This window comes from Pareuzebyella sediminis (assembly GCF_008367235.1).
Lineage (GTDB): Bacteria > Bacteroidota > Bacteroidia > Flavobacteriales > Flavobacteriaceae > Pareuzebyella > Pareuzebyella sediminis.
Genome location: NZ_VTZS01000002.1, coordinates 389,344 through 412,129, shown reverse-complemented (window position 1 = coordinate 412,129; position 22,786 = coordinate 389,344). Strand labels below are relative to the sequence as shown.

Sequence of the window (22,786 nt, the reverse complement as noted above, 5' to 3'; positions counted from 1 at the left end):
GAGAGTAGTACTCCGAATAATCTTTTGTTTAGTTCTTGTAACAACTTCGTGCTCAAAAAAAGATCGAATGACGACATCTAGCACCGATGGTTATTTTAGCCAAGTGCCATCAGACAGTACCGGTCTTCATTTTGCGAATGAGCTCCATTATCTTGACGATTTGAATATCATCGAATACCTCTATTACTACAATGGGGGCGGTGTTGCCGTGGGCGACATCAACAATGATGGCCTTGACGACATTTACTTTACAGCGAACCAGGTTTCCGACCGCTTGTACCTGAACGAGGGCAACCTGAAGTTCAAGGACATTACGGAAGAAGCCCATATTGAAATAGATTCTACTTGGTCGACCGGAGTCACGATGGAAGATGTCAACAACGACGGTTTTGTAGATATATATGTATCTAAAGTGGGGAAATACAAAAATCTTAATGCACACAACCTACTTTATATCAATAACGGGAACAATACATTTACCGAAAGTGCTGCTAAATTCGGTCTCGATTTCTCAGGATTGTCTACTCAAGCGTCATTTTTCGATTATGACAATGATGGAGATATGGATATGTACTTGATGAACCATTCGATACACACTCCCAGAAGCTATGGAAATATCGAACAGCGTCTAAAAACAGATTCCCTAGCCGGTGATCGACTATTCGAAAATCAATTGAATAAGGGCATAGAAAGTTTTACCGATGTGACCAAAAAGTCAGGCATCTATAGCAGTGCCCTCGGATACGGTTTGGCACTGATTACCTCAGACATTAATCAAGATGGACTAATCGATATCTATGTCGGCAATGACTTTCATGAAAACGACTACCTCTACATCAATCAAGGCGACAAGACCTTCAAGGAAAGCGGAAGCCAATACCTCGATCATACCTCCCGTTTTACAATGGGTGTTGATGTGGCGGACATGAATGGGGATGATCTTTTGGATATTTTCACCTTGGATATGATGCCCTACGATTCCGAAATATTCTTAAAGTCTGGTGGGGAAGATTCTGATAAAGTAAGCCAAATCAAGCAAAATTTCGGTTTTGCCGACCAATATGCCCGGAACACCTTTCAGCTCAATCAGAACAAGCTGTTTTTCACTGATGTAGCACTTCAAACAGAAACCTATGCTACTGATTGGAGTTGGAGCGTATTACTCCAAGATTTTGACAATGATGGAGCCAACGATATGTACATCACCAACGGAATCTACAAAAGACCTAACGACCTTGACTACATTAACTACCTGAGCTCTACAGATTTTGCAAAGTTCTCGCTAACCGAACAAAAAGACATCGAAAAAAAGCTTATCGATCAGATGCCTACGGTAAAGCTACCCAACGTCTTTTTTTACAATCAGGGTGATTTAAATTACGAGAGGGACGAAGAACAGCCTCCCTCTTATTCAAATGGGGCGGCCTATTCCGACTTAGACAATGATGGTGATCTTGACATTGTAATAAACAATATCGGTGAACCCGCATTTTTGCTCGAGAACCATAGTAATTATCACGACCATAACTTCGTTTCGTTTAGACTCAAAGGAGATTCGATTTTTAGAAACGTAACCGGTTCTAAAATACGTGTCTATGCAAGTGGTAGAAGTTTTCTTAAAGAGCTGACCCCCACAAAAGGATTTCAATCATCTTCTACCCACAGCGTTCATTTCGGTCTTGGAAATATTACGGAAATAGATTCCGTTACGATCTCTTGGCTCGATGGTAAAATACAAACGGAAAAGAATATTCAAACCAATAAAATACACACAATATTCAGAAATAATACGTTAGCAAGAACCGAGAAAAGGCTTAAAACTGAAGCTGATACTTTGATCACTTTCCCGTATATCCATATGGAAAATAGTTTTCTCGATTATGAAAGGGAACCCCTGATGCCCGAAAAACTTTCCGCGGAAGGCCCTGCCCTTGCCAAAGCTGATTTTAATGGGGACGGACTTGATGATATTTATATCGGCGGGGCAAGATATCAATCGCCACAGATGTTTCTTCAGGGAAAGAACGGTGACTACCTCCAAGTCCACGGTAGCGACTTCACCAAAGACATTATTTATGAAGATGTGTCAGCGGCCGCTTTCGATTTGGAAAACGATGGTGATCTAGATCTTTACGTAATGAGCGGTGGCAATGACAAACTCGAAAATGATATTCAGCTAGAAGATCGTATTTATGTTAACGATGGCACTGCCAAATTCTCTCGTTTGAAAACCACGCTGATACGCACAAATGGGGGCAGCGTATCTTCCACCGACTTTAACGGTGATGGTTTCGACGATCTTTTTATTGGTAATCGCTCGATTCCGGGAGGTTATGGCTTGTCACCCTTCAGCTACATGCTGAAGAATAATGGCAAAGGTCAGTTTGCCATGGTACAAAAAGGACGTTTGGGTATGATTACCGATAGTCAATGGGCCGATATGAACAATGACGGCCTTTTAGATTTGGTCATCGTCGGTGACTGGATGCCCATAACTATTCTTATAAATCAGGGCGATTCAAGCTTTTTGGACAAAACCAAAGATTTTGGTCTTGAGAATACCGAAGGCCTTTGGAACACGGTTTTAGTCGCAGATTTAGACAAAGATGGACGAAACGATATTCTTGCCGGTAATGTAGGTCTTAATTTTAAATGGAAAGCCTCCGAAGAAAGGCCGGTTAAAATGTATCTCGATGACTTTGATGATAACGAACAACCTGATCCCATCATTTTTTATGATTTCTTTGGAAATTATGTTCCATTTGCCTCAAAAGATAAATTAGTAGGCCAACTACCCTTTCTAAAGAAGAAATTCTTAAGCTATTCCGATTTTTCAAAAATAAATTCAATTGAAGAACTCACCGGAAAAAAGGAGAGTCAAATTTTGGAAATCAAGAAACTATCGGAACTCCGGTCAATGGTCTATTGGAACAAGGAAGCTACATTCGAACCAATTCCATTACCCAGAAGTGCCCAAATGAGTACCATTGAAGATTTTTATCTAGATGACGATACTATTGTATATATTGGAAACTTCTTGGATTTTGTTAATGAACTCGGTCAAAACACCGGAAATTCAGGAGGTAGCCTGACTTTGAATAAAGACATGAATCTCAAGGAAACAGGAAGATTGAATCTTCCCCAAGGGTTAAATGCACGCAGAATAACCAAATTGAACGATCACCAATTTTTGGTGCTATCAAATAATGATAAATCTTATATCGTGAGCCCCTCTAACAATAAAAATAAGCCTTCAGCTAAAAACGACAGTCCCTAAGACCAACTGGGCTCTCAGGGGCCCAGCAAATTGAAAATACTTTTCCATACGAAAACACTACTCTAAAAAGAAGGGGGTAATCAAAATTTTGGTGATAGATTTTATAAGAAAAGTAATCAATACGTAGTAGTTTTTCGAATTAATACTATTTTGCAGTATATTGGCAGCAAATTAATAAATGTATAATGTACACTATTGGTTTTGACATTGGAAGTTCATCCATAAAAGCGGCTTTGGTCGAAAAGGCCACCGGAAAAAGTATTGCTGTAGTCAGCGAACCTTCCGTTGAAATGGGTATGATCGCCCTTCAAAACGGTTGGGCCGAACAGCACCCCGACGATTGGTGGCAGCATGTTTGTAATGCTTCCAAAAGACTGCTCAAAGAGAATGGGGTAAGCCCTGACTCAATTACCGGAATCGGCATTTCTTATCAAATGCACGGTCTGGTAGTAGTCGACGACAAGGGAATACCCTTACGGAACTCAATCATCTGGTGTGACAGTCGTGCCGTGACCATTGGACAGAAAGCCTTCGACGAACTTGGGCATAATAAGTGTTCAGAACACCTTCTGAACTCTCCTGCAAATTTTACCGCATCTAAACTAAAATGGGTCAAAGATAATGAGCCTGAGATCTATGCCCGTATTTATAAATTCATGCTTCCCGGCGATTATATTGCCTATAAGTTGAGCGGCAAAATCTGCTCGACCATTTCGGGACTTTCAGAAGGTATTTTTTGGGATTTCAAGACCAAATCCATTGCCAATTGGTTCATTGAGTATTATGGTATCGAAGAAAATCTCATTCCTGATTTGGTAGATACCTTTTCCGACCAAGGCGGTATCAGCGAACAAGGCGCAAAAGATTCTGGTTTGGCCATTGGCACCCCGATATTCTATCGTGCGGGCGACCAACCCAACAATGCACTTTCACTCAATGTCTTTAATCCAGGTGAAGTGGCTGCTACGGGAGGTACCTCGGGGGTAATGTATGCTATCACAGATAGTCTATCGGTAAAAGAAAGTGCCCGGGTCAACAATTTTGCCCACGTCAATTACACGACCAACAATACACGTATCGGCAAAATGGCTTGTATCAATGGAGCAGGTATCATGTACCGATGGTTGATGAACAACTTAAAGGTTTCGTCGTACGAAGAAATGAACGAACTGGCCGAATCGGTTCCTATTGGATCTGATGGAGTAACCGTACATCCTTTTGGTAACGGTGCGGAAAGAGTATTGAACAATAAGACACTAGGCACTCGAATGGCCAATATCAACCTTAATAACCATACGAAAGCCCATTTATGTAGAGCTGCCCTAGAAGGCATCGCTTTTTCTTTTGTATATGGTATGGAAATCATGAAATCGGATGGAATCGTACCTAAGGTAATTCGAGCAGGTAACGATAATCTCTTTCGGTCCGAAATTTTCTCAAACACCATTTCGACACTTATAGGACAAGAAATTGAAATTTACAATACCACGGGGGCCATCGGGGCCGCGCGGGCCTGCGAATTGCACCACGGTGATTTTGATGCCTTTGGAAAGCATATTATGAACAACGACTATGTTATGGGTTTCAAACCTTCCAAAAATAGCTCGTCCTACACCCTAGCCTACAACAAGTGGAAGAAAGAACTGGAACTCATGCTCGAGCATCTCGTGAATACCGATGAATAAATAAAATATAGGACCCAAAAATTAAATGGTCTTAGATCTTATATCGAGCTCAAGAAGAATTATTAACACATAACTCATTAAATTAAAATGGCACTATTAGGAGACAAAGAATATTTTAAGGGAATCGGAGAGATAAAATACGAAGGCAAGGATTCAGATAATCCATTATCTTTCAAGTGGTACGACCCAGAGCAAAAAGTTGCCGGAAAAACCATGTCCGAACATTTTAAATTTGCCATCGCTTATTGGCATACGTTCTGTGGCCAAGGTTCCGATCCCTTCGGACCGGGAACACAGAATTTTCCCTGGGACCAGCCTTCCGACCCCATAGAAGCCGCCAAAGCAAAAGCCGATGCCGCCTTTGAATTTATCACCAAGATGGGCGTCGATTATTTCTGTTTCCACGATTTTGACTTGATTCAGGAAGCCCCGAATTTCAACGAATCAGAGAAAAGATTGACCACTATTGTTGATTATATCAAAGCAAAACAAGAAGCATCGGGCGTAAAATTGTTATGGGGAACGGCCAATTGTTTCTCTAACCCTAGGTACATGAACGGGGCGGCAACCAACCCAGATTTTAACGTCTTGGCCCGTGCCGGCGGTCAGATAAAACTAGCCCTCGATGCAACCATCGAACTCAATGGCGAGAACTATGTCTTTTGGGGCGGCCGTGAAGGCTATATGTCTTTATTGAACACCGATATCAAACGTGAACTCGACCATATGGGTCGCTTTTTAGGCCTGGCTAGGGATTATGCTAGAAGCCAAGGCTTCAAAGGAAACTTTTTTATAGAGCCGAAACCTATGGAACCTATGAAACATCAGTATGATTTTGACTCTGCTACCGTAATAGGTTTCTTGCATCAATATGGTTTGCAAGATGATTTTAAGCTCAATCTCGAATTTAATCATGCGACATTGGCGAACCATACCATGCAGCATGAAATGGAAGTTGCAGCTTCCCACGGCATGCTAGGTAGCCTTGACGCCAACCGCGGCGACTATCAAAACGGATGGGATACCGATCAGTTTCCCAACAATATTACCGAGGTTACCGAGGCCATGTTAACTTTCTTAAAAGCAGGTGGCCTTCAGGGCGGGGGCATAAACTTTGACGCAAAAATAAGAAGGAATTCAACGGATATGGACGATGTTTTTCATGCACATATTGGCGGGATGGATACCTTTGCAAGAGCCTTGATCACCGCAGACAAGATCATCTCATCCTCTTCTTATGAAAGCTTGAGGAAAAAAAGGTATAGTTCTTTCGATGCGGGCAAGGGCAAGGATTTTGAGGAGGGTACCCTCGATTTCAAAGATCTCTATGACATTGCCAAGGCAAATGGAGAGCTTGAACTTCAGAGCGGCAAACAAGAACTTTTCGAAAACATCATTAGCCAGCATATTTAATATTAGGTAAGGCTCACTTTCAAACGAATCGTTTTCTGGAGTCCGGTAATGTGCTACATTATCGGACTTCTTTTTTTACTTGGCGAAGTAGATATAGATACCCACAACTATAACGCAGATGGCAAGACCGACATGTTTTACATATTTGTATGGTTCTATCGATACTTGTTTCGTGTACTCTAATTCGAAAGGTTCTTTTCTTGGGTAGAATTTTCCGATGATCAACATAATAATTATATTCGAAACAAACAGAATGGCCATAACATGCAAATAATGTGGATAAGCCTCCGCTTCAACTAATCGCAATTCCGAAGCATCTGAGATTCCGGCGGCCTTTGCCGATTCCAAAGCTTCCCCTACGAGCTTCGGACCAAGCCAGAATTGGCTGATAATATAAAGTATAGAGCCTGAAAAGATTCCTATTTTTGCAGCAATGGCAGGTACTCTTTTGGTTAGATATCCGACAACTATAATCGTAAAAATGGGAATACTGTAAATGCCGTTAATCTCCTGAAGATAATTAAAAAGACTTCCTGCATCGGCGATCAGGGGTGCTATAAACATGGCCGCCAGAGCGAGGCAAATACCGAAAATCTTTCCATATTTAACCACGGTCGCCTCTGAGGCTTCCTTATTAATATGCTGCTTATAAATATCGATACCAAAGAGGGTTACCGAACTGTTCAAGACACTGTTGAACGAACTCAGAATCGCGCCAAACAGAACCGCCGCAAAAAAACCAACCAATGGTTTTGGCAGTACTGCCCGTACCAATTCAGGATAGGCCAAATCACTGGATTCCAACCCTCCCTCAAAATAATAATAGGCAATCATACCCGGTAAAACGAGTATAATTGGGCCTAAAATTTTCAAAAAAGATGCCAATAACAGTCCTTTTTGGCCTTCAGCCAAATTTTTAGCACCCAAGGCTCGCTGTATAATCTGTTGGTTTGTGCCCCAATAGAACAATTGCACTAACATCATACCCGTGAAAATGGTAGAAAAGGGAACTTCTTGCCCAGGTTCTCCCGTAGAATCAAACCTTTCAGGGTTCGCATCGACCAATACTTTTAAACCGTCAATGGCATTTCCATCACCAATAGCGATCAATCCGAACAACGGTATCAATAGACCCCCTACAATCAAACCGATGGCATTGATGCTATCTGATACGGCGACTGCTTTTAATCCGCCAAATACAGCATAGATAGAACCGATAATACCAATACCCCAGATACAAATGACCAAGGCTGTACCATCTGAGACATTAAGCAATTCAGGTACATCGAACATACCGCTTATGGCCACTGACCCCGAATAGAGTATAACCGGCAAGAGTACGATCACATATCCTGTAAGAAAGAGGCCAGACGTGATGGTTTTCGTAGCAATATCAAATCGCTTGGCCAAGAACTGTGGAATAGTCGTCAACCCTCCCTTCAAATACCTAGGTAACAAGAAAATAGCGGTGACTACCATCGCCATCGCCGCCAAAGTCTCCCAAGCCATTACAGAAAGACCGTCTTTATAGGCACTTCCGTTCAGCCCCACAATTTGTTCCGTAGAAAGGTTAGTTAGTAGAAGAGAACCTGCAATTACCCCAGCAGTGAGACTTCTTCCACCCAGAAAATATCCATCAGAAGATTTTTCATCGGTCGTACGAGTGGCAAAATAGGCTATTATCGCCACTAATACGGTAAAGCCTAAAAAAGAAAGAATTCCTATCATTTCATCGCTTGGTTTGATTATTGATGATAAATATATCGGATTATTTGATAACTATTCAAAAATGCCTGTTTTATCTGTTAACATAGAAATCAGTTAGGTCACAATGAAAATAAATGGTCAATCAGGTTGAAGAACGACTATTTTGTTGGAGAAAAACTTAGTTTTCAGGGGTACCGCTATTCCAATTTACAAAAGATTCGTAAGTTTAACTCCCTGTTTTTTAGTCAACAATACTAATTTTTATCTATGAGCATTTCCAAACCAAGTGTATGGGAAAGCTAAAAAATTATGTAATTTTGCAGCCCTAAACATCCAACCATTAGTACAAGATGAACAGAGGGATTTGTTGGCCGATCAGCACTTCCCCTAATTTTATCTTGCATGTCTTATTACCGAGTAGTATAATGAATGAAATGAAAGAAAAACAATGAAGAAGATTACAGTATTATTCACCTTTGCGGTCCTTTACATTTCCTGTAGCAACGAAATCAAAAAAGAGGAACCGATTGTAATTTCCGCGGAAGATTTGCATGCGTCCGTTGACAAAGTCACGGAAATAATGATTCACGATATTTTTTCACCTCCCGTGGCGAGCCGAATTTTTGCGTACCCCAATATCGCAGCTTATGAAATTGTAGCGGCCAATAATGATGACTACCTCTCTTTGGTCGGTCAAGTGACGGATCTCACCCCGATTCCGAAACCAGACTCCATCACGGCCATTAATTATGATCTATCAGCACTGGTAGCCCATATGGAGCTGAGCAAACGCTTGATTTTTTCCGAAGATAGAATGGAAGCATTGCGCGATAGCCTATATGCAGTATGGGAGCATAAAAATCCTACGATCTTTGAAAACTCGAAAACGTACGGCTTAAAAGTTGCCGATCATATCGGTGTCTGGATGAACAAGGACAATTATCCTCAAACGCGCACCATGCCTAAATTCACGGTCAATGTCGATGACCCCACCCGTTGGCAACCTACCCCTCCGGCCTACATGGACGGCATTGAGCCCCATTGGAACAAGATAAGGCCTTTCGTAATCGATTCGGCACAGCAGTTCAAGCCCACTCCCCCAGTTCCCTTCTCTATGGAAGAGGGTTCCGATTTTTATAGGGAATTGAAGGAAGTTTACGATATCGGAAAAAAAATCGAAGAGACAGGAGACGATTCCGATGAAATAAAGATTGCCCAATTTTGGGATTGTAATCCTTACGTTTCAGTGACGCGCGGCCATCTTATGTTCGCTACTAAAAAAATTACTCCTGGGGCACATTGGATCGGTATCACAAAAATCGCATCAAGAAAAACCAACAGTGATTTTGACAAAACGCTCTATGCTTATACGAAGACATCTATGGCCATTGCGGACGGCTTCATAAGTTGTTGGGACGAGAAATACAGAAGTAATCTAATACGCCCCGAAACACTGATCAATCAGCACATTGATGATGCGTGGAAGCCTGTCTTGCAAACCCCTCCATTTCCTGAGTATACAAGTGGGCATTCGGTGGTATCGGGTGCCGCCTCAATCGCTTTGACAAGCATTTTTGGGGATGATTTTGCTTTTGACGATGATACAGAGCTGGCGTATGGCCTTCCAGTTCGCAGTTTTGATTCGTTCAACGAGGCCGCGGCCGAGGCCGCTATAAGTCGTATGTATGGGGGAATCCACTATCGTATGGCCATCGAAGTGGGTCTAAAACAGGGTCGTGAACTGGGTCGGTTTATTGTCGACAACCTAAAAATGGAGGCCGATCAACGCGTGGCGGAAAATCGTCAAAATATTAATTGATCGGTCATTTTTCCTAGATCTTTATTTCACGAAAAAAATAGATTTTTCATCCAGTAATCGACGGCCTCATCCGCAAATAGCACTGATTTAACGCCTAAATTTGAAAACACTATCCTTATCTTTTTTGATTCCCTTCCTGTTGTTCAGTTGTGCCAACCACGGTCAGTTGAAGTACGTGACCAAATTGCCCAAATCCCTTAAGGAAAATTCGGGCATAGCCACCTTTAGAGAACGTTCTGCCTGGTTCGTGGAAGATAGTGGCAACAGTGACAATATTTATAAGGTCGACTTTCAAGGAAACATTAGAAAGGAACTCGACGTAAAGAATGTCAAAAATCGTGATTGGGAAGATTTGGCAACAGACAAAATGGGCAATTTGTATATCGGAGATTTTGGAAACAATGGGAACCGAAGAAAAGACTTGACCATCTATAAGTTGCCCAACCCCGAATCTGAGCCCGGTGATAAAATCGATGCCGAAAAAATCACCTTTTACTATCCCGAGCAAAAAGATTTTCCACCCAAAAAAAATCAGCGCATGTTCGACGCTGAAGCCTTTTTTCACTATGACGGTTATCTATACATATTTACTAAGAATAGGGCATCTCCTTTTACGGGAGAGTCGTTGATTTATAGGGTTCCCGACAAAAAGGGCTCCTATAAGGCCGAAAGCTTGGGTAAAATACGTACCTGTACCGATTGGGAAACCTGTCAGGTTACCTCGGCGGATATCTCATCAGACGGTCTTTCCATTGTACTCTTGGGATCAGGTAAATTGTGGATTTTGACTCACTTTGATTTCGATAATTTTTCAAAGCCTACTATTGAAGAAATTGACTTAGGAGTACGAACCCAACTAGAGTCCGTATGTTTTGTTGACGATAAAACCCTTTTGTTGTCCGACGAGGAGAATAGTTCGGGCGGAGGCAATCTCTATTCGTATCAATTTCAGTAAATCAGCACGTTCAACAAAGATATCCCTAATTAAATTCGCCATTTAAAAGCCGAATCCTAAGCCGAAAGAAAGCCGGAAGCCGTCCTCGCTATGAAAAAGTGCTAATCTTCCGGTCACAATATCGGCTCCATTGATAAAGAAGCCTCCACCATATGAGGTATGCCAAATATCAGAATCTACATCGGGCACCCAAACCTTACCATAATCAAAGCCTCCATACAGCCCCATGGTCAATGGCAGTAATTGCGTAGTAAACTTTCGGAGGCTATATCTAATGTCTGTATTTTGATAATAAGATTTCTTCCCGGTGAAACGTTGGTTTCTAAACCCCCTTAAACCATCGGTACCCCCTATACTCGCAGCCTGATAAAACTCATAGCCATCGCCGAGATTGAAATGGGCCTTCCATTTAGTGGCCAGTACCAATCTTCCACTAGGTATCAACTTGTAGTCAAATGACAAACTCGGTACTATGTAACCAAAATTCGCTCCGGAATCGAGGTTGTTTTTAAAACCTACTAAAAGAGAGGTGGCCATGCCCAAAGTAGGGAATGCAGCATTATCGGCATTTGAATAGGTATATTCCCCATCAATGCCCAAAAAATTGGCCTCGGTCTCCTCGTTATTTTCTTGATAGTACTCATTGATAAACCTATCGTTTGTTTCTTCGACCTCGATCGACTCCAATGAAATACCTGTTTTGAACTTGGCTCCTAATTGCCCCCTCCAGACCACCGCGGGTTTTACCTTTAAATTTCTCAGTCTAACCCGATTGTAATCAAGCCCCAAATCATCGTCTAAATTTTCGGTCTCATTGCCAAAGTCAAAAAAGTTGATACTAAAATTTGGACTGGTGAATCGGGCAGCAATCTCAAAATTCCAATTTTCGAAAAGATGGGCAAATTCTCCATTATAATTAAGCTCAAATCCGCTGGTTGCAAAATAAAAGGAACCCGATATTATATGCTGTTGCGTAAACGGGTTTTGCCTAAAGCCGTTGTAGGTATAGGTATTACTGACACCAATTTTGACACCGTCATCGGGGTTGAAACCGATTGTCGGAACGGTAAGATTATTTGAATTGCGCAGGTTAAGGGGCAGATAAGTATTTGCTTGGTAATCATTCGTCAATTTCACCTTGGCCTTACCGGTTTCAAGAAGTGTATTATTTTTTGATTTATAGTCATAAATAGTAAAATTCCCTGACGCCTTTAATTCATATATGTCATTGTTCTGCCCTCCTATCAGTCTAGTTTTTATCGCACTCCGGCCAGAACCCGTCGACACAAAACGGTCATCGTCGTCAAGACCGTAAATCCATATTTCTTTGGTGAAATTCGCATCGAATTTTTTATGAAAAAAAAGTTTCTTTTTTTCTCCCCCGATTATTCGAAAAACCTTCACCTCGGTCTCTCTTTCATTTAACACATTTATTTCGAACCAATCATCTTTATCGGTACCCGTTATCACAGCATATTCGTTCAATACCTTATAATACGCTTCTGCGGTCTTCTCCATATCGGCAATTCGCGCCAAAAGAATCGGCTTAATTTCGGCCGAACTACGCTCTCCTACTTCTTTCGGAAAATTCTTGAAGGCCTCGTCAATAACTTCTTCGGTGAGATTTTTGCGAATGAACCTCGCTTGTTTCTTCCAATCCTCCATCGTGGTTTCGGTTAAAAGGGCCATATCAAGAACATAGGTCTTGGGAGAGGAGTTAAAGCCTTCAACATTCCTTATTTCTTTCCGGAAACCCTCCATCAATCGCAAGGCGGGCACAATACGGGTAACAAGATTCATTAAAACACCATCGCCATGTTTTGAATAGACCATATCTCGATCTCTGGGCACTGGTTTGTAGAGCACTTTATCCGATTTTTTATCCTTAAATTCTGCCCACCGCCATTGGTCGACGTGACGGTCCCAGTCGCCCAGTGCCATATCAAAAAGCCGTGCCCTGAGATAAAGCTCGGCATCGACATCATATTTCTCGTCGTCCCTTAGGTCTTCGAGCATGCTATCGGTACTCTTTAGTTCATTACTAAACCCAAAGCTTTCGAGGTCTCCATGACCATCGCCAGCATGCTCTTCTATCATATAGAGTTCATTACCGAACGTTTCGTTAAAATCTTCTAAGGCCGGTTGCTTGGGAATATAGTACAAAGTTGGATTGGTGTGATATAGCCCTACTGCATCCGATAGAACCCCTGTGGTGAACGGACCGTAAGGATGGGAACCTGTGTAAAAATCAAGTAAAAATTTTTGGGTATAGGTATCCTCAAAGTCACCCATCACATATTGATCTTGAAAGGCCATGGCTTGCAGGTATAGTTCTGCGTCTTTTTTTAGGGCTCGCATCACATATTCCTTTCCACTCTTATGTCGTAACCTCAATGATTTAGATTGATGGCCTCCCCCTTTATGTACCGGCTTAAGGCCACCAAAAATGGTGTCCAGGTTAACCGTTGGCGCAGCTACTTTCGTTCCATAATAGGTCCGATAGCGGTCACCCCATAAAAACTTGAAAAATCCTGATCGTTCAATTTCTTCTTCCGTATACACGGAAGCCTCTACGGTAGTGGGGAAAGTTTCTGGATATTTTTCTTCATTAATTTCACGATCTGGTCCTAAAACCTGTGATGTAAATAGGAACTGTTCCTTTTCGGCATCATCTACCCCATAAAAGCGAACTCGAGAAGATCCATCTTTATACACTTCAAGAGTGGCATACCCTCTCTGTCCTGTTGAAAATTGACTTCCATTAAGCAGGCGCGTGGCGCCTTTTTTCGCACCCGAACCACTCACAATTTGAGGTGTACTCTCTTCCACGATATACTGTAAGGTATGCTCATGGCCCGAAGAGAGAATTACTTTCTCTGAATATTGCGCCAAAGTCAAGAGCCTTTTTTTAAGATCGACGTAACGCTTATTCTGCATATCTTCGATAGATGCCCCAGCGGTTTTTCGAAGTACATTAATAAAAGTACCGAACAGCGGCAATGGACCGAGACCACTTTTCGGATAGAGATGTTGTTTGAATGTATATTGACCGCCGTGGGAGCCATAGCTGAACATCGGGTGATGCATCGCGATGATGGTAGTTCGTTGCCTAAAGTCCTTTATTTTATCTTCGACCTCGAGCCAAAACCGATCCCGGCTTTTAATATCGCATTTATCATTGATGTCAGGGCGTTTGTCCCAATTGGTCAAATACCACTCCGTGTCTATCGCTATGACTACGACCTCGTCGTTGATTTCGATGACTTCCATGGGGCATCCATCCTCAGGAAAGAATACCTCATCGCTATCCAAGCTTTTCTGAATATACTTTTGTTCACGTTCCAAACCGACAAGTCCCTCAGTATACCAATCATGATTGCCGGGTATGAATAGGGGTTTGCCCTTGAAGTTCTCAAGGGTTTTTAATTGGGCGTCCAAATCATTTTTTGCCTGTAAGTAGGCCACTGTAGAATCTTTAGGATCAGGCAATCCAGCAGGGTAGATATTATCCCCTAGAAAAATGGCAGTGCTATTTTCACTAGCCCCGTCCAATCGTTTTTTAAAAATTTTCAGGGCCTCGTTCATTTCGTTCATCGGAGACAGCCCCGCGTCCCCTATCAGATAAAAGGTGTGCACTACTTCTTTTTCAGTGGCGACATCAACCGCTTTCTCTTTCGTCAAATACTTTGGCTTGTAGGTAGCGCATCCCATGAATAGAAGGACCGCACCGATAAGTGCAAAATGTTTGTGCAATGCAATACTAATCATTCTCGATATTTTGTATTTTGGAAGCAAAATCAATATGTATGTCCGATTTAGTATCGAAAACCGAAGACTTTGCCACTAATTTGCTCGTGAACAAACTAGATGATGACTATTTATACCATAATCTTAGGCATACTCAAAGAGTCGTCAAAAGTAGCAAAGAATTACTGGACCATTATAACTTGAAAGATAATGAAAATGATGCTATAACTGTTGCGGCCTGGTTACACGACACGGGATATACCAGAGGAACCGAGGATCATGAGGAGACAAGCTGTGAAATCGCAACCGAATTTCTAGAATCACAGAATGTTAAACCCGAGATGATAAACAAGGTCTGCAATCTTATTTTGGCCACGCAACGTGGGTATACCCCTAAAAGCCTCAAAGAGGAAATAATTCGGGATGCAGATTCTTCACATTTGAGCCAAACAAGTTATGCGGACACTTCCGAAATGCTACGCCAAGAACTTTCGTTACTGGGCATCAAAAATTTCTCGCAAAAAGAGTGGAGACAGGCCAACATCAAAATGTTTCAGACCGAACATCGTTTTTATACAGATTTTGCCAAGCAAAATTGGCAAAAAGGCAAGGACAAGAACCTTAAAAAACTGGTCAAAAATCTTAAAAAGCAGAAGAAGACCAGAAGAAAAGAAGAACTTAAGGTTCGTTTAAAAGACAAAAGTCCGGAAAGGGGCATACAAACCATGTACCGGGTTTCTATGCGAAACCACCTGAAACTTAGTGATATAGCCGACACCAAAGCCAATATCTTATTATCGGTAAACGCCATCATCATTTCGCTTCTTTTGACCAATCTAATACCCAAGCTCGATAATCCTACCAATGACTATCTTATCTATCCTACAGGAATCTTTGTATTGTTCAGTATTGCCTCCATGGTGATGTCGGTGTTAGCTACACGGCCGAATATTACCGAAGGGGAATTCAGCAAGGAAGATGTTGAAAAGAAAAAAGTCAATCTCCTTTTTTTTGGAAATTTTCACAAAATGAAGCTCAATGATTACGAATGGGCGATGCAGGAGCTTATCAAAGACCAAACTTATGTATATAATACCTTATCTAAAGACCTCTATTTTTTGGGCGTCGTCCTAAATAAAAAATATAAATTATTAAGGTGGACCTATACAATTTTCATGATAGGAATAATCTTATCTACAATAGCCTTTTTCGTTGCCTTAAAATTTTACGGTCCCGAAAGAATTATAGAGTTACCTACTTAAGCTTTCAGCTCTTCCATCAGATCGTCATAGGAGAATGTGCGTTCTGCTGACTGCTCGGTTTTATAAAATATATCGGCCCGTATCGCTTTGAGCCCAGAAACTCCTTGAAGCCCTTCTAGCTCCACAATTTCAATTTTTCCGGTGAAATAGCCTTTCGATCGTAAAAACTTAATGTAACGTAGGTATTCCAACTCATCTTTCTTTTGTGAATAGACTATGACCATTTTACCAGGCTGGGTAAGACGTTCGTCAGATCCCTTTATATACGATTTATCGATACGTTTTTTTATGACCTCGTATCTGGCATTGTATGTTCCATCGACATCGAAGCGCTTTTCATCCATTCGAAACCGGATGGACAATGACGTATTGTAGACCAAAATCAGGGAAGCCACATCTAAAGGCACCGGCAGCTTTGGCTTTAACTTGTAATGGGCATTCTCCATTTCGCACATTACCTGTAACTGCCATAATCGCAGATTGCTGAGGTATATGGGGTTAAATTCGAGCTTATCGACAATCGAATCACCTACATAGATGTTATGTTCGACACCGTCCGTTTTATATCGCTCAAAATAATGGGGAAACATATCTTGGGCCTCTTCCTGCTTCTTATCGATCAACACCGCCAATTCTTGATTGATACGCAGTACACTTTCATCATAGTTTCTTCTATGGTCATAATAGGAATCGGTACCCATATCTATAGATGCCTCATAGGCCGAAATCATTTGTGCCAATTCAGGATCCGTTTTTTTCAAATGACCAAAAACGGGGTTCACTTCGTCCCTTACAAAAGTAAAAATTGCCTGTTCACTGTTCGTATGCAGATTTTCTTTTATACTGTCGGTATGGTTATCGACCCTAAAAATCAACTCTTCATAGATGGGCAATCCGTTTTGTTTGAACGCTACTTGCAACACTTCCTTGATGGTTGAGAGTTCTATCATCAAATCACGTTGAATAGCCAAGTTCCGGGCAGAAGAAGAGTCTTTAATATCGACCTGACCATACAGCGGATGTACATCTTTAAAAATAATTTCTTTAAAGGTAGGCTGTTGTCCGTCCACACTTTCCTTGATAAATCGCTTTGCCTCTTCCTGAAAACGCCAGTAGACCGATTCATGAACCGAGGTGCATTCATGTTGAATAACGGCGTCGATCAGGTTTTCCTCTTCGGCCATTGAGCGAAGTACGGCGCTTACTATGAACGGCATTACATCTACCAATTTGATGGCATTAACGCTGTTTAGGGCATTCACCTTTTTCGATGCCAACTCTAAAACCCCGAGTACCTTTCCATTATCGGCAATTGGCGCAAAAATAGCACTCTTAAAGCCCTTCTTCCTAAGGCTTTTGTAAGGTGCCATACCTCCCGAGCGCCTATAATTTCTGTCGACATCGGCTATAGAGAAATACTCACTCTTACATAATATTTTTTGATAAGAATCTTCACACAAAACCCTTTTACAATCCTCAACATTCTTTTCACTAAGAATAAAACTTTTGACACCCTTACCATACACACGTTCAAAATGGTCTTGGTTTGCATCGTAGACCACAAAACCGGCTTCAATATCAGGCACTTTGAAAAAAGACCTAAAAGTATCCTGCAGTTCATCGATAAAACTACCATCACCTCGTTTGTCGTTCGAAATCAGACTTGATTTGATTTCTGATATCGAATGCTCTGCCGTTACGTCAAACATATTTGAAATCACAAAGCCTTTTGAGATAAAACTATTCGGAGGTATTTTTTCTTTCCAGAGCTCGATATCATCAAAATTATCTAGAAGCTCGTCTACATCTTCTTGTGTCAACTCTTTGGATGCCTCTGTGGGTAGAATTTCTATAAAGTCGGCATTGTACAAAATGCGGTAATGCCGCATTACCCCATTGCTATCCGGGATATCATAAAAGAATGGGCGTCTAAAGTCGAGATGAAAACCATAATAAAAGTTCAGTATAACGGTGGAGGCCATTACATACATTTCATCTGGTGGAAGTTCACGCTTTTCAGGAATAAACTCTTCCCCTCCCGCGTTTTCCAGTATTCTTTTAAAACGCTCCGACGAATTGAAAATTACATCATTATAGGGCAAGGAAGCTGTCTTTATTTCATTCTTGGTCAATACCTCGGGAAATACATCCTGCAATATGGTATGTATGACCGTTTTGTGCTTCTCCAAAAGTGAGGTATCTGCAAAACCTTCCCGCAATTCAGGATAAGGCGCTTGAGCCTCCAATATCCTTTTCGCCTTATCTGCCTGACCCGTATCGTTACTATGGGCCATGGCCTCGTAACGCTCGAGCAGCTTATTGAAACTAATGAGCTGTACCAGGGGAAGCTCTATATCCTTGTTTTTGTCCATACCTACTTACTTGGTCGATAAAACCAACTTAAAGTTACAAAACAAAAGACAGAATATTGTTAAATCACCCTAACACAAAAATCCAAAGGGTAAAAGGCTGTAGAAAGCCATGCGTTTGATAGAGGGCTAACCCCTTTTTTATTTCAAAAACCAGCGACTACACGAACTGCATTGGAGAATATCAGTAACTTAGTGTATTAACCCTTAGCAAAGAAAATGTCTACCAACCATCGGTTAACCCGTGCCTATAAAAATGCCAAAACGATATTGTTCGACGATAATTCTAAGTTTATATTATTCAGCGATTGTCATAGAGGGGACAATAGTTTTGCCGATGATTTTGCCAACAATAGAAACATTTATTTCCATGCGCTGAATTTTTACTATCGGGAAGGATTCAGCTATTGTGAAATCGGTGATGGCGACGAACTGTGGGAGAACATCCACTTCAAATCTATTTTTGATGCCCATAAAAACATATATGGCCTATTACGGAAATTTCACTTAGAAGGTAAACTTCATATGATTTGGGGCAACCACGACATGGTCTACAAAAACCCTGAGTATGTCAAAGAACACCTTAGCAGTTATTTTGAACCTATTGATGGAAAATCGAAAGAGTTGCTCGAGGGTATTGCTTATCACGAGGCCATCATTCTAAAACACAAGCATACGCAACAAGAAGTTTTCCTGACCCACGGGCACCAGGCCGACTGGTGGAACTATACCTTTTGGCGATGGAGCCGCTTCTTGGTCAGGGTGCTCTGGAAACCTTTACAGGTATGGGGTATTGCCGACCCTACGAGTCCCGCTAAAAACTACAAGGAATTAGTGAGGGTAGAGCGAAGAATAAAAAAATGGATTCTCAAAAACCACCTTTTGGTCACTGTCGTCGGCCATACCCATAGGCCTCGCTTTCCTGAACCCGGCGACATTCCTTTCTTTAACGATGGTAGCTGTGTGCATCCAAGGAGCATTACGGGTATTGAAATCGAAAACGGTAAAATATCCTTGATCAAATGGGAAATCGCAACAACGGAAGATGGTATTCTAAGGGTTATTAGAGTGCTTCTTGAAGGCCCTCAACGCCTTATTGATTATAACATGAAGGAAAAATAGATGTCATCGTTCCATTAACACATTTAGAATATTCTGTGCTACTATTGGGTCAATTCCACCAATTTCTTAGTACTTACTGCCACATTTACATTATATTCATAAAAAACAAGATCCATGTTATCCATTGAAGTCAATTCGCTACCTATTGCCGAAATTTTTGGTGATATATCCAAGGCGTTTGGCACGGATTTTACAGAAAGTTGCGGGGAATACTATATTGATATTCCTAAACATTTGGGCAAGGGAAATATACGTGGAATAGATTTCGATGGCGGTATGGGCATCGTACAATACGATTGCCTTTTCAAAACTAATGTGGAGTTTCAATTTACGGTGAACGAGGTCCACCCATTAAAGTTTCTATATTGTTTGGAAGGCCTGCTCGAACATAGGTTCGAAGATGAGGACGAAATTCATAAAATAACCCAATATCAAGAGGCCATTGTCGCCAGTAATTTTTTCAATGGTCATATCCTTCATTTCAGTGCCAGCGAACATACCGTGGTCAATAGCCTTGAAATTACGCGTAGTGTATTTCAAGAAAAGATCAAATGCGATTTGGTGACCATGAATGACAACCTACAAAATTTGTTCAATGACGTACATGCGGAAAAAACATTTTACCACGACGGTTTTTACAGTCTTGAACTGGCCGATCTATTCAGGGAAATGCAATCGTTCGAAGGAGAAGACTTTTTAAGAAAACTATTTCTTGAAGGAAAGGCCTACCAAATGCTCACCAAACAAATTTTGCTTTTTGAAGATGATTTGGCCGATGTAGATAAGCGTACCATTTTACGCAGATCAGAGGTTACCCAAATCGGAAAAGCCGTTCAACTTATCAATGAAGAGATTGAATCATTGGACAATATCGATCAAATTGCATACAAAGTTGGTATTAACGCTAATAAATTACAGGAAGGATTTCAAAACCTTTACGGCCTTACGGTAAACCAGTTTATTCAACGGGTACGCCTCAATCTGATTAAGGATATGGTGCTCAATACCGATTACAGCATTTCTGAGATCGTACATATGGTAGGCCTATCAAGTAAAAGCTATCTCTCCAAAATCTTCAGGGAAGAATATGGTACTTCCCCTTCCGAATATCGCAGACATTTTCTCGATTCGTTAAATAAAAAAAGAAAGTTGGATAAATAAGTGACTGGCCTAATCGCATTCAAAGCAAGCTCTAGTGACCTCATCTGAAGATTTATCTTCCGACCCCTTTAAAGGCTCGGTAAGAAAGTCTCTTTTTTCAAGCTCGTTGTAAAATTCTTTGGCATATGCGACCAAATTGTCCCTTCTATATTTGACGGTATTTTTAATCTTATCGCCGTTCAATCGATAAATTTCCTCGGGCCAAACTGAGAAAGCTTCCTCGATTGCATCATCGGTGAGTACAGATTGTAGGTCTCTAGCGGCGTCCGCAAATATTTTTGAAGGTGTTTTCTTTAGAAAATAGACATCGAACGGCATGACGAGACCGGGCAAATAATTTATTTCCTTTTCAAAGGATTGTAGCCCTGGAAGCACATTTTTATTGGCAAGCAAGGTGGGTATGAGTCCGTCGATATTGAAAAAGGCATTATCACGGTCTCCTGGTAAAGGCACTGCTTTAAAATGTCCTCCATCCTTGCGCAACACCCAACCCCATTGTTTCGCGTGACGGTCCCAATCACCGATCAAAATATCGAAAAGCCTCGCCTTAACGAGGGCAATCTCATCGATGGTGACTTTGTTTCCATACTTTTTTCGTAACTCCTGAAGGTCATCGGTATCTACTATTTCGCTCACATTTGTAAAAGGTGTCCAATTCGTACCTCCTTCGGTTTCGTGCTCCAAAAGAAACAACCTGTTTCCATAAGTATCATTGAACCCTCCCAAAATAGACTGTCTTGGAACAAACACGATGGATGGCTCAGTACTCAGAATGCCAGCTTTAGCAGATAACTTGGCTACTACTACCGCAGCATAAGGGTGCTGGGCCGAGATACCGTCGACAACAATATTTTCGAGACCCAAAACCTTTGCAAATTCAGGAATCAAGGCTTCGGGGTCTTTGTTGATGCTTCTAAGGGAGTATATACGCCCATCTGCCGCTCTTAACTTCAAGGAATGGGTCTGTTTTCCACCACCTTTCTCGATGACGGTCATACCTCCCATCAGCGTATCTAAAAAGACGATAGGGACCTTGACAGGCGTTGCCCAGACTTTACGATATTGCTCGCCCTGCATGATTTCTTTGAGACCATTACTTTGATATAGTGTACTCGCTGCAACGAGAACGCTGTCATGTGCCCTGAAATCAAGAGAGCCAATTTCGTCATAATTTAAAATCTCGCAGGTACCGAAAGTCTTGTCCGACGAAGAAACGGATATGTATGTAAGAACGATAAAAGCTAAAAGCAGTATGAACGCACCTATTATCACTTTTTTCATTTAGTAAAAATAGTCTACAAAAGTCACTTGCTTTACCTCGAAATAAAAGTTCACTAACCCAATGCGTCAGTGACTTGCAAAATGCAAATCTATCTTATCGGTCAGCCTCGCTATTTCTAGAAGCGATCAGAACTTTAATTCAATCTAAAGTTTATCGGTATGCTGTAGGGCACTTTCACGGCTTGTCCCCGCTGCAAGCCTGGTGTCATTTTCGGTAGGGCGGCGATTATACGCGATGCCTCTTGCTCAAGACTTTGGTCGGGCCCGCGGGTACGTATGCTAGTTATATATCCTTTGGAATCGATTACGAACTGTACGAAAACCCTGCCCTGTATACCCAATTCCAAGGCTGTATCGGGATATTCGAATTCCTTGGCCACATGTTCCTGCATTTTCTTTTGAAAGCAAGCTCTCTTTTCGTCGTTCGAGGCCCAATCTTCACAACCGGGAAAAACAGGAACATTTTCTATAACCGAAAAAGGCACGGATATTTCTTCCTCAATCTCATCGACTTTGACTTCGTCAACTTCTATGGGGGCTTCGACCACGGTTTCCTGACTCATTTCAGTACTCTCGATAATGGTTTCCTCTACCTCTTCGGTATCTTCAACAATCTCTATAATCTCAGGGGCGGAGGGGGGCGGAGGGGGTGGAGGGGTTTTGATGTTCTCCGTGATGGGCACATCTTCTTTTAGGTCGTCGGATACGTTCATCACCTCGTAGGCAATCTCGTCATTATAGTACGTTTTGTATTCCAGTGCCCTCCATGTAAGAAAAAGCACAATGGTCAGGCCGATTACAAAGTAAAGGCCACTGTCTCGATTTAAATCTGCTTTAGGGTTCTTCTTGATTTCCATAATTCAGGTGTTTAACAGTCTGAAATTAAGGTAAGTAAATCAAAAAAATCATGACATTTATCAGGTTTGCGCCACCAATCACCATTAAAGATGTTTCCTAATTGAAAGGAGTAACCATAGTTTTGGTTCTT

Annotated in this window: 13 protein-coding genes; 8 read left to right on the top strand and 5 right to left on the bottom strand. The window is 41.5% G+C overall.

The window, feature by feature from the left end:
- Positions 1-67: 67 nt before the first annotated feature.
- The 3 genes from F2B13_RS08395 (at position 68) to xylA (ending at position 6,375) form a co-directional block, all read left to right on the top strand.
- Positions 68-3,277 carry a VCBS repeat-containing protein gene (locus tag F2B13_RS08395; protein WP_232625204.1) on the top strand — a complete coding sequence of 1,070 codons (3,210 nt, stop codon included), beginning with the start codon at positions 68-70 and terminating at the stop codon, positions 3,275-3,277.
- A 185-nt stretch (positions 3,278-3,462) separates the two neighbouring features.
- Entirely contained in the window at positions 3,463-4,962 is a 1,500-nt protein-coding gene (locus F2B13_RS08390; RefSeq protein ID WP_149303985.1) for a xylulokinase, read from the top strand.
- An 87-nt stretch (positions 4,963-5,049) separates the two neighbouring features.
- Entirely contained in the window at positions 5,050-6,375 is a 1,326-nt protein-coding gene (gene xylA, locus F2B13_RS08385; RefSeq protein ID WP_149303984.1) for a xylose isomerase, read from the top strand.
- 75 nt (positions 6,376-6,450) lie between these two features.
- Here xylA and F2B13_RS08380 read toward each other — a convergent pair whose 3' ends face one another.
- On the bottom strand, positions 6,451-8,103 hold the full coding sequence (locus F2B13_RS08380; RefSeq protein WP_149303983.1) for a solute:sodium symporter family transporter: 1,653 nt from the start codon (positions 8,101-8,103) through the stop codon (positions 6,451-6,453).
- A gap of 427 nt (positions 8,104-8,530) precedes the next feature.
- On the opposite strand from F2B13_RS08380, the gene F2B13_RS08375 reads away from it, so the two are divergent.
- Positions 8,531-9,901, top strand: coding sequence for a vanadium-dependent haloperoxidase (locus tag F2B13_RS08375; RefSeq protein ID WP_149303982.1), 1,371 nt, complete (start codon positions 8,531-8,533; stop codon positions 9,899-9,901).
- 100 nt (positions 9,902-10,001) lie between these two features.
- On the top strand, positions 10,002-10,856 hold the full coding sequence (locus F2B13_RS08370) for a hypothetical protein (RefSeq protein WP_149303981.1): 855 nt from the start codon (positions 10,002-10,004) through the stop codon (positions 10,854-10,856).
- Between the two features lie 42 nt (positions 10,857-10,898).
- On the opposite strand, the gene F2B13_RS08365 is transcribed toward F2B13_RS08370, so the two are convergent.
- The gene (locus tag F2B13_RS08365; RefSeq protein WP_232625203.1) at positions 10,899-14,624 is read right to left on the bottom strand and encodes a metallophosphoesterase; all 3,726 of its coding nucleotides are present in this window, start codon (positions 14,622-14,624) and stop codon (positions 10,899-10,901) included.
- Positions 14,625-14,662: 38 nt separating this feature from the next.
- On the opposite strand from F2B13_RS08365, the gene F2B13_RS08360 reads away from it, so the two are divergent.
- Positions 14,663-15,865, top strand: a complete 1,203-nt coding sequence (locus F2B13_RS08360; protein WP_149303980.1) for a Pycsar system effector family protein — start codon at positions 14,663-14,665, stop codon at positions 15,863-15,865.
- Here F2B13_RS08360 and F2B13_RS08355 read toward each other — a convergent pair.
- Positions 15,862-18,237 carry a GAF domain-containing protein gene (locus tag F2B13_RS08355; protein WP_149303979.1) on the bottom strand — a complete coding sequence of 792 codons (2,376 nt, stop codon included), beginning with the start codon at positions 18,235-18,237 and terminating at the stop codon, positions 15,862-15,864. The genes F2B13_RS08360 and F2B13_RS08355 overlap by 4 nt on opposite strands.
- A gap of 216 nt (positions 18,238-18,453) precedes the next feature.
- On the opposite strand from F2B13_RS08355, the gene F2B13_RS08350 reads away from it, so the two are divergent.
- Positions 18,454-19,356, top strand: a complete 903-nt coding sequence (locus F2B13_RS08350; protein ID WP_149274621.1) for a metallophosphoesterase family protein — start codon at positions 18,454-18,456, stop codon at positions 19,354-19,356.
- A gap of 114 nt (positions 19,357-19,470) precedes the next feature.
- Positions 19,471-20,517, top strand: coding sequence for a helix-turn-helix domain-containing protein (locus F2B13_RS08345; RefSeq protein ID WP_149274620.1), 1,047 nt, complete (start codon positions 19,471-19,473; stop codon positions 20,515-20,517).
- Between the two features lie 9 nt (positions 20,518-20,526).
- Here F2B13_RS08345 and F2B13_RS08340 read toward each other — a convergent pair whose 3' ends face one another.
- Positions 20,527-21,798: a hypothetical protein gene (locus F2B13_RS08340; protein ID WP_198440099.1), complete on the bottom strand. Its 1,272-nt coding sequence runs from the start codon at positions 21,796-21,798 to the stop codon at positions 20,527-20,529.
- A 134-nt stretch (positions 21,799-21,932) separates the two neighbouring features.
- Positions 21,933-22,655, bottom strand: a complete 723-nt coding sequence (locus F2B13_RS08335; protein WP_149274618.1) for an energy transducer TonB — start codon at positions 22,653-22,655, stop codon at positions 21,933-21,935.
- Positions 22,656-22,786: the final 131 nt, after the last annotated feature.

Bases quoted from the DNA above. Each gene is read 5' to 3' on its own strand.
- F2B13_RS08395 (WP_232625204.1), top strand. From the start codon at position 68: ATGACGACATCTAGCACCGATGGTTATTTTAGCCAAGTGCCATCAGAC.
- F2B13_RS08390 (WP_149303985.1), top strand. From the start codon at position 3,463: ATGTACACTATTGGTTTTGACATTGGAAGTTCATCCATAAAAGCGGCT.
- xylA (WP_149303984.1), top strand. From the start codon at position 5,050: ATGGCACTATTAGGAGACAAAGAATATTTTAAGGGAATCGGAGAGATA.
- F2B13_RS08380 (WP_149303983.1), bottom strand. From the start codon at position 8,103: ATGATAGGAATTCTTTCTTTTTTAGGCTTTACCGTATTAGTGGCGATA.
- F2B13_RS08375 (WP_149303982.1), top strand. From the start codon at position 8,531: ATGAAGAAGATTACAGTATTATTCACCTTTGCGGTCCTTTACATTTCC.
- F2B13_RS08365 (WP_232625203.1), bottom strand. From the start codon at position 14,624: ATGATTAGTATTGCATTGCACAAACATTTTGCACTTATCGGTGCGGTC.
- F2B13_RS08360 (WP_149303980.1), top strand. From the start codon at position 14,663: ATGTCCGATTTAGTATCGAAAACCGAAGACTTTGCCACTAATTTGCTC.
- F2B13_RS08355 (WP_149303979.1), bottom strand. From the start codon at position 18,237: ATGGACAAAAACAAGGATATAGAGCTTCCCCTGGTACAGCTCATTAGT.
- F2B13_RS08350 (WP_149274621.1), top strand. From the start codon at position 18,454: ATGTCTACCAACCATCGGTTAACCCGTGCCTATAAAAATGCCAAAACG.
- F2B13_RS08345 (WP_149274620.1), top strand. From the start codon at position 19,471: ATGTTATCCATTGAAGTCAATTCGCTACCTATTGCCGAAATTTTTGGT.
- F2B13_RS08340 (WP_198440099.1), bottom strand. From the start codon at position 21,798: ATGAAAAAAGTGATAATAGGTGCGTTCATACTGCTTTTAGCTTTTATC.
- F2B13_RS08335 (WP_149274618.1), bottom strand. From the start codon at position 22,655: ATGGAAATCAAGAAGAACCCTAAAGCAGATTTAAATCGAGACAGTGGC.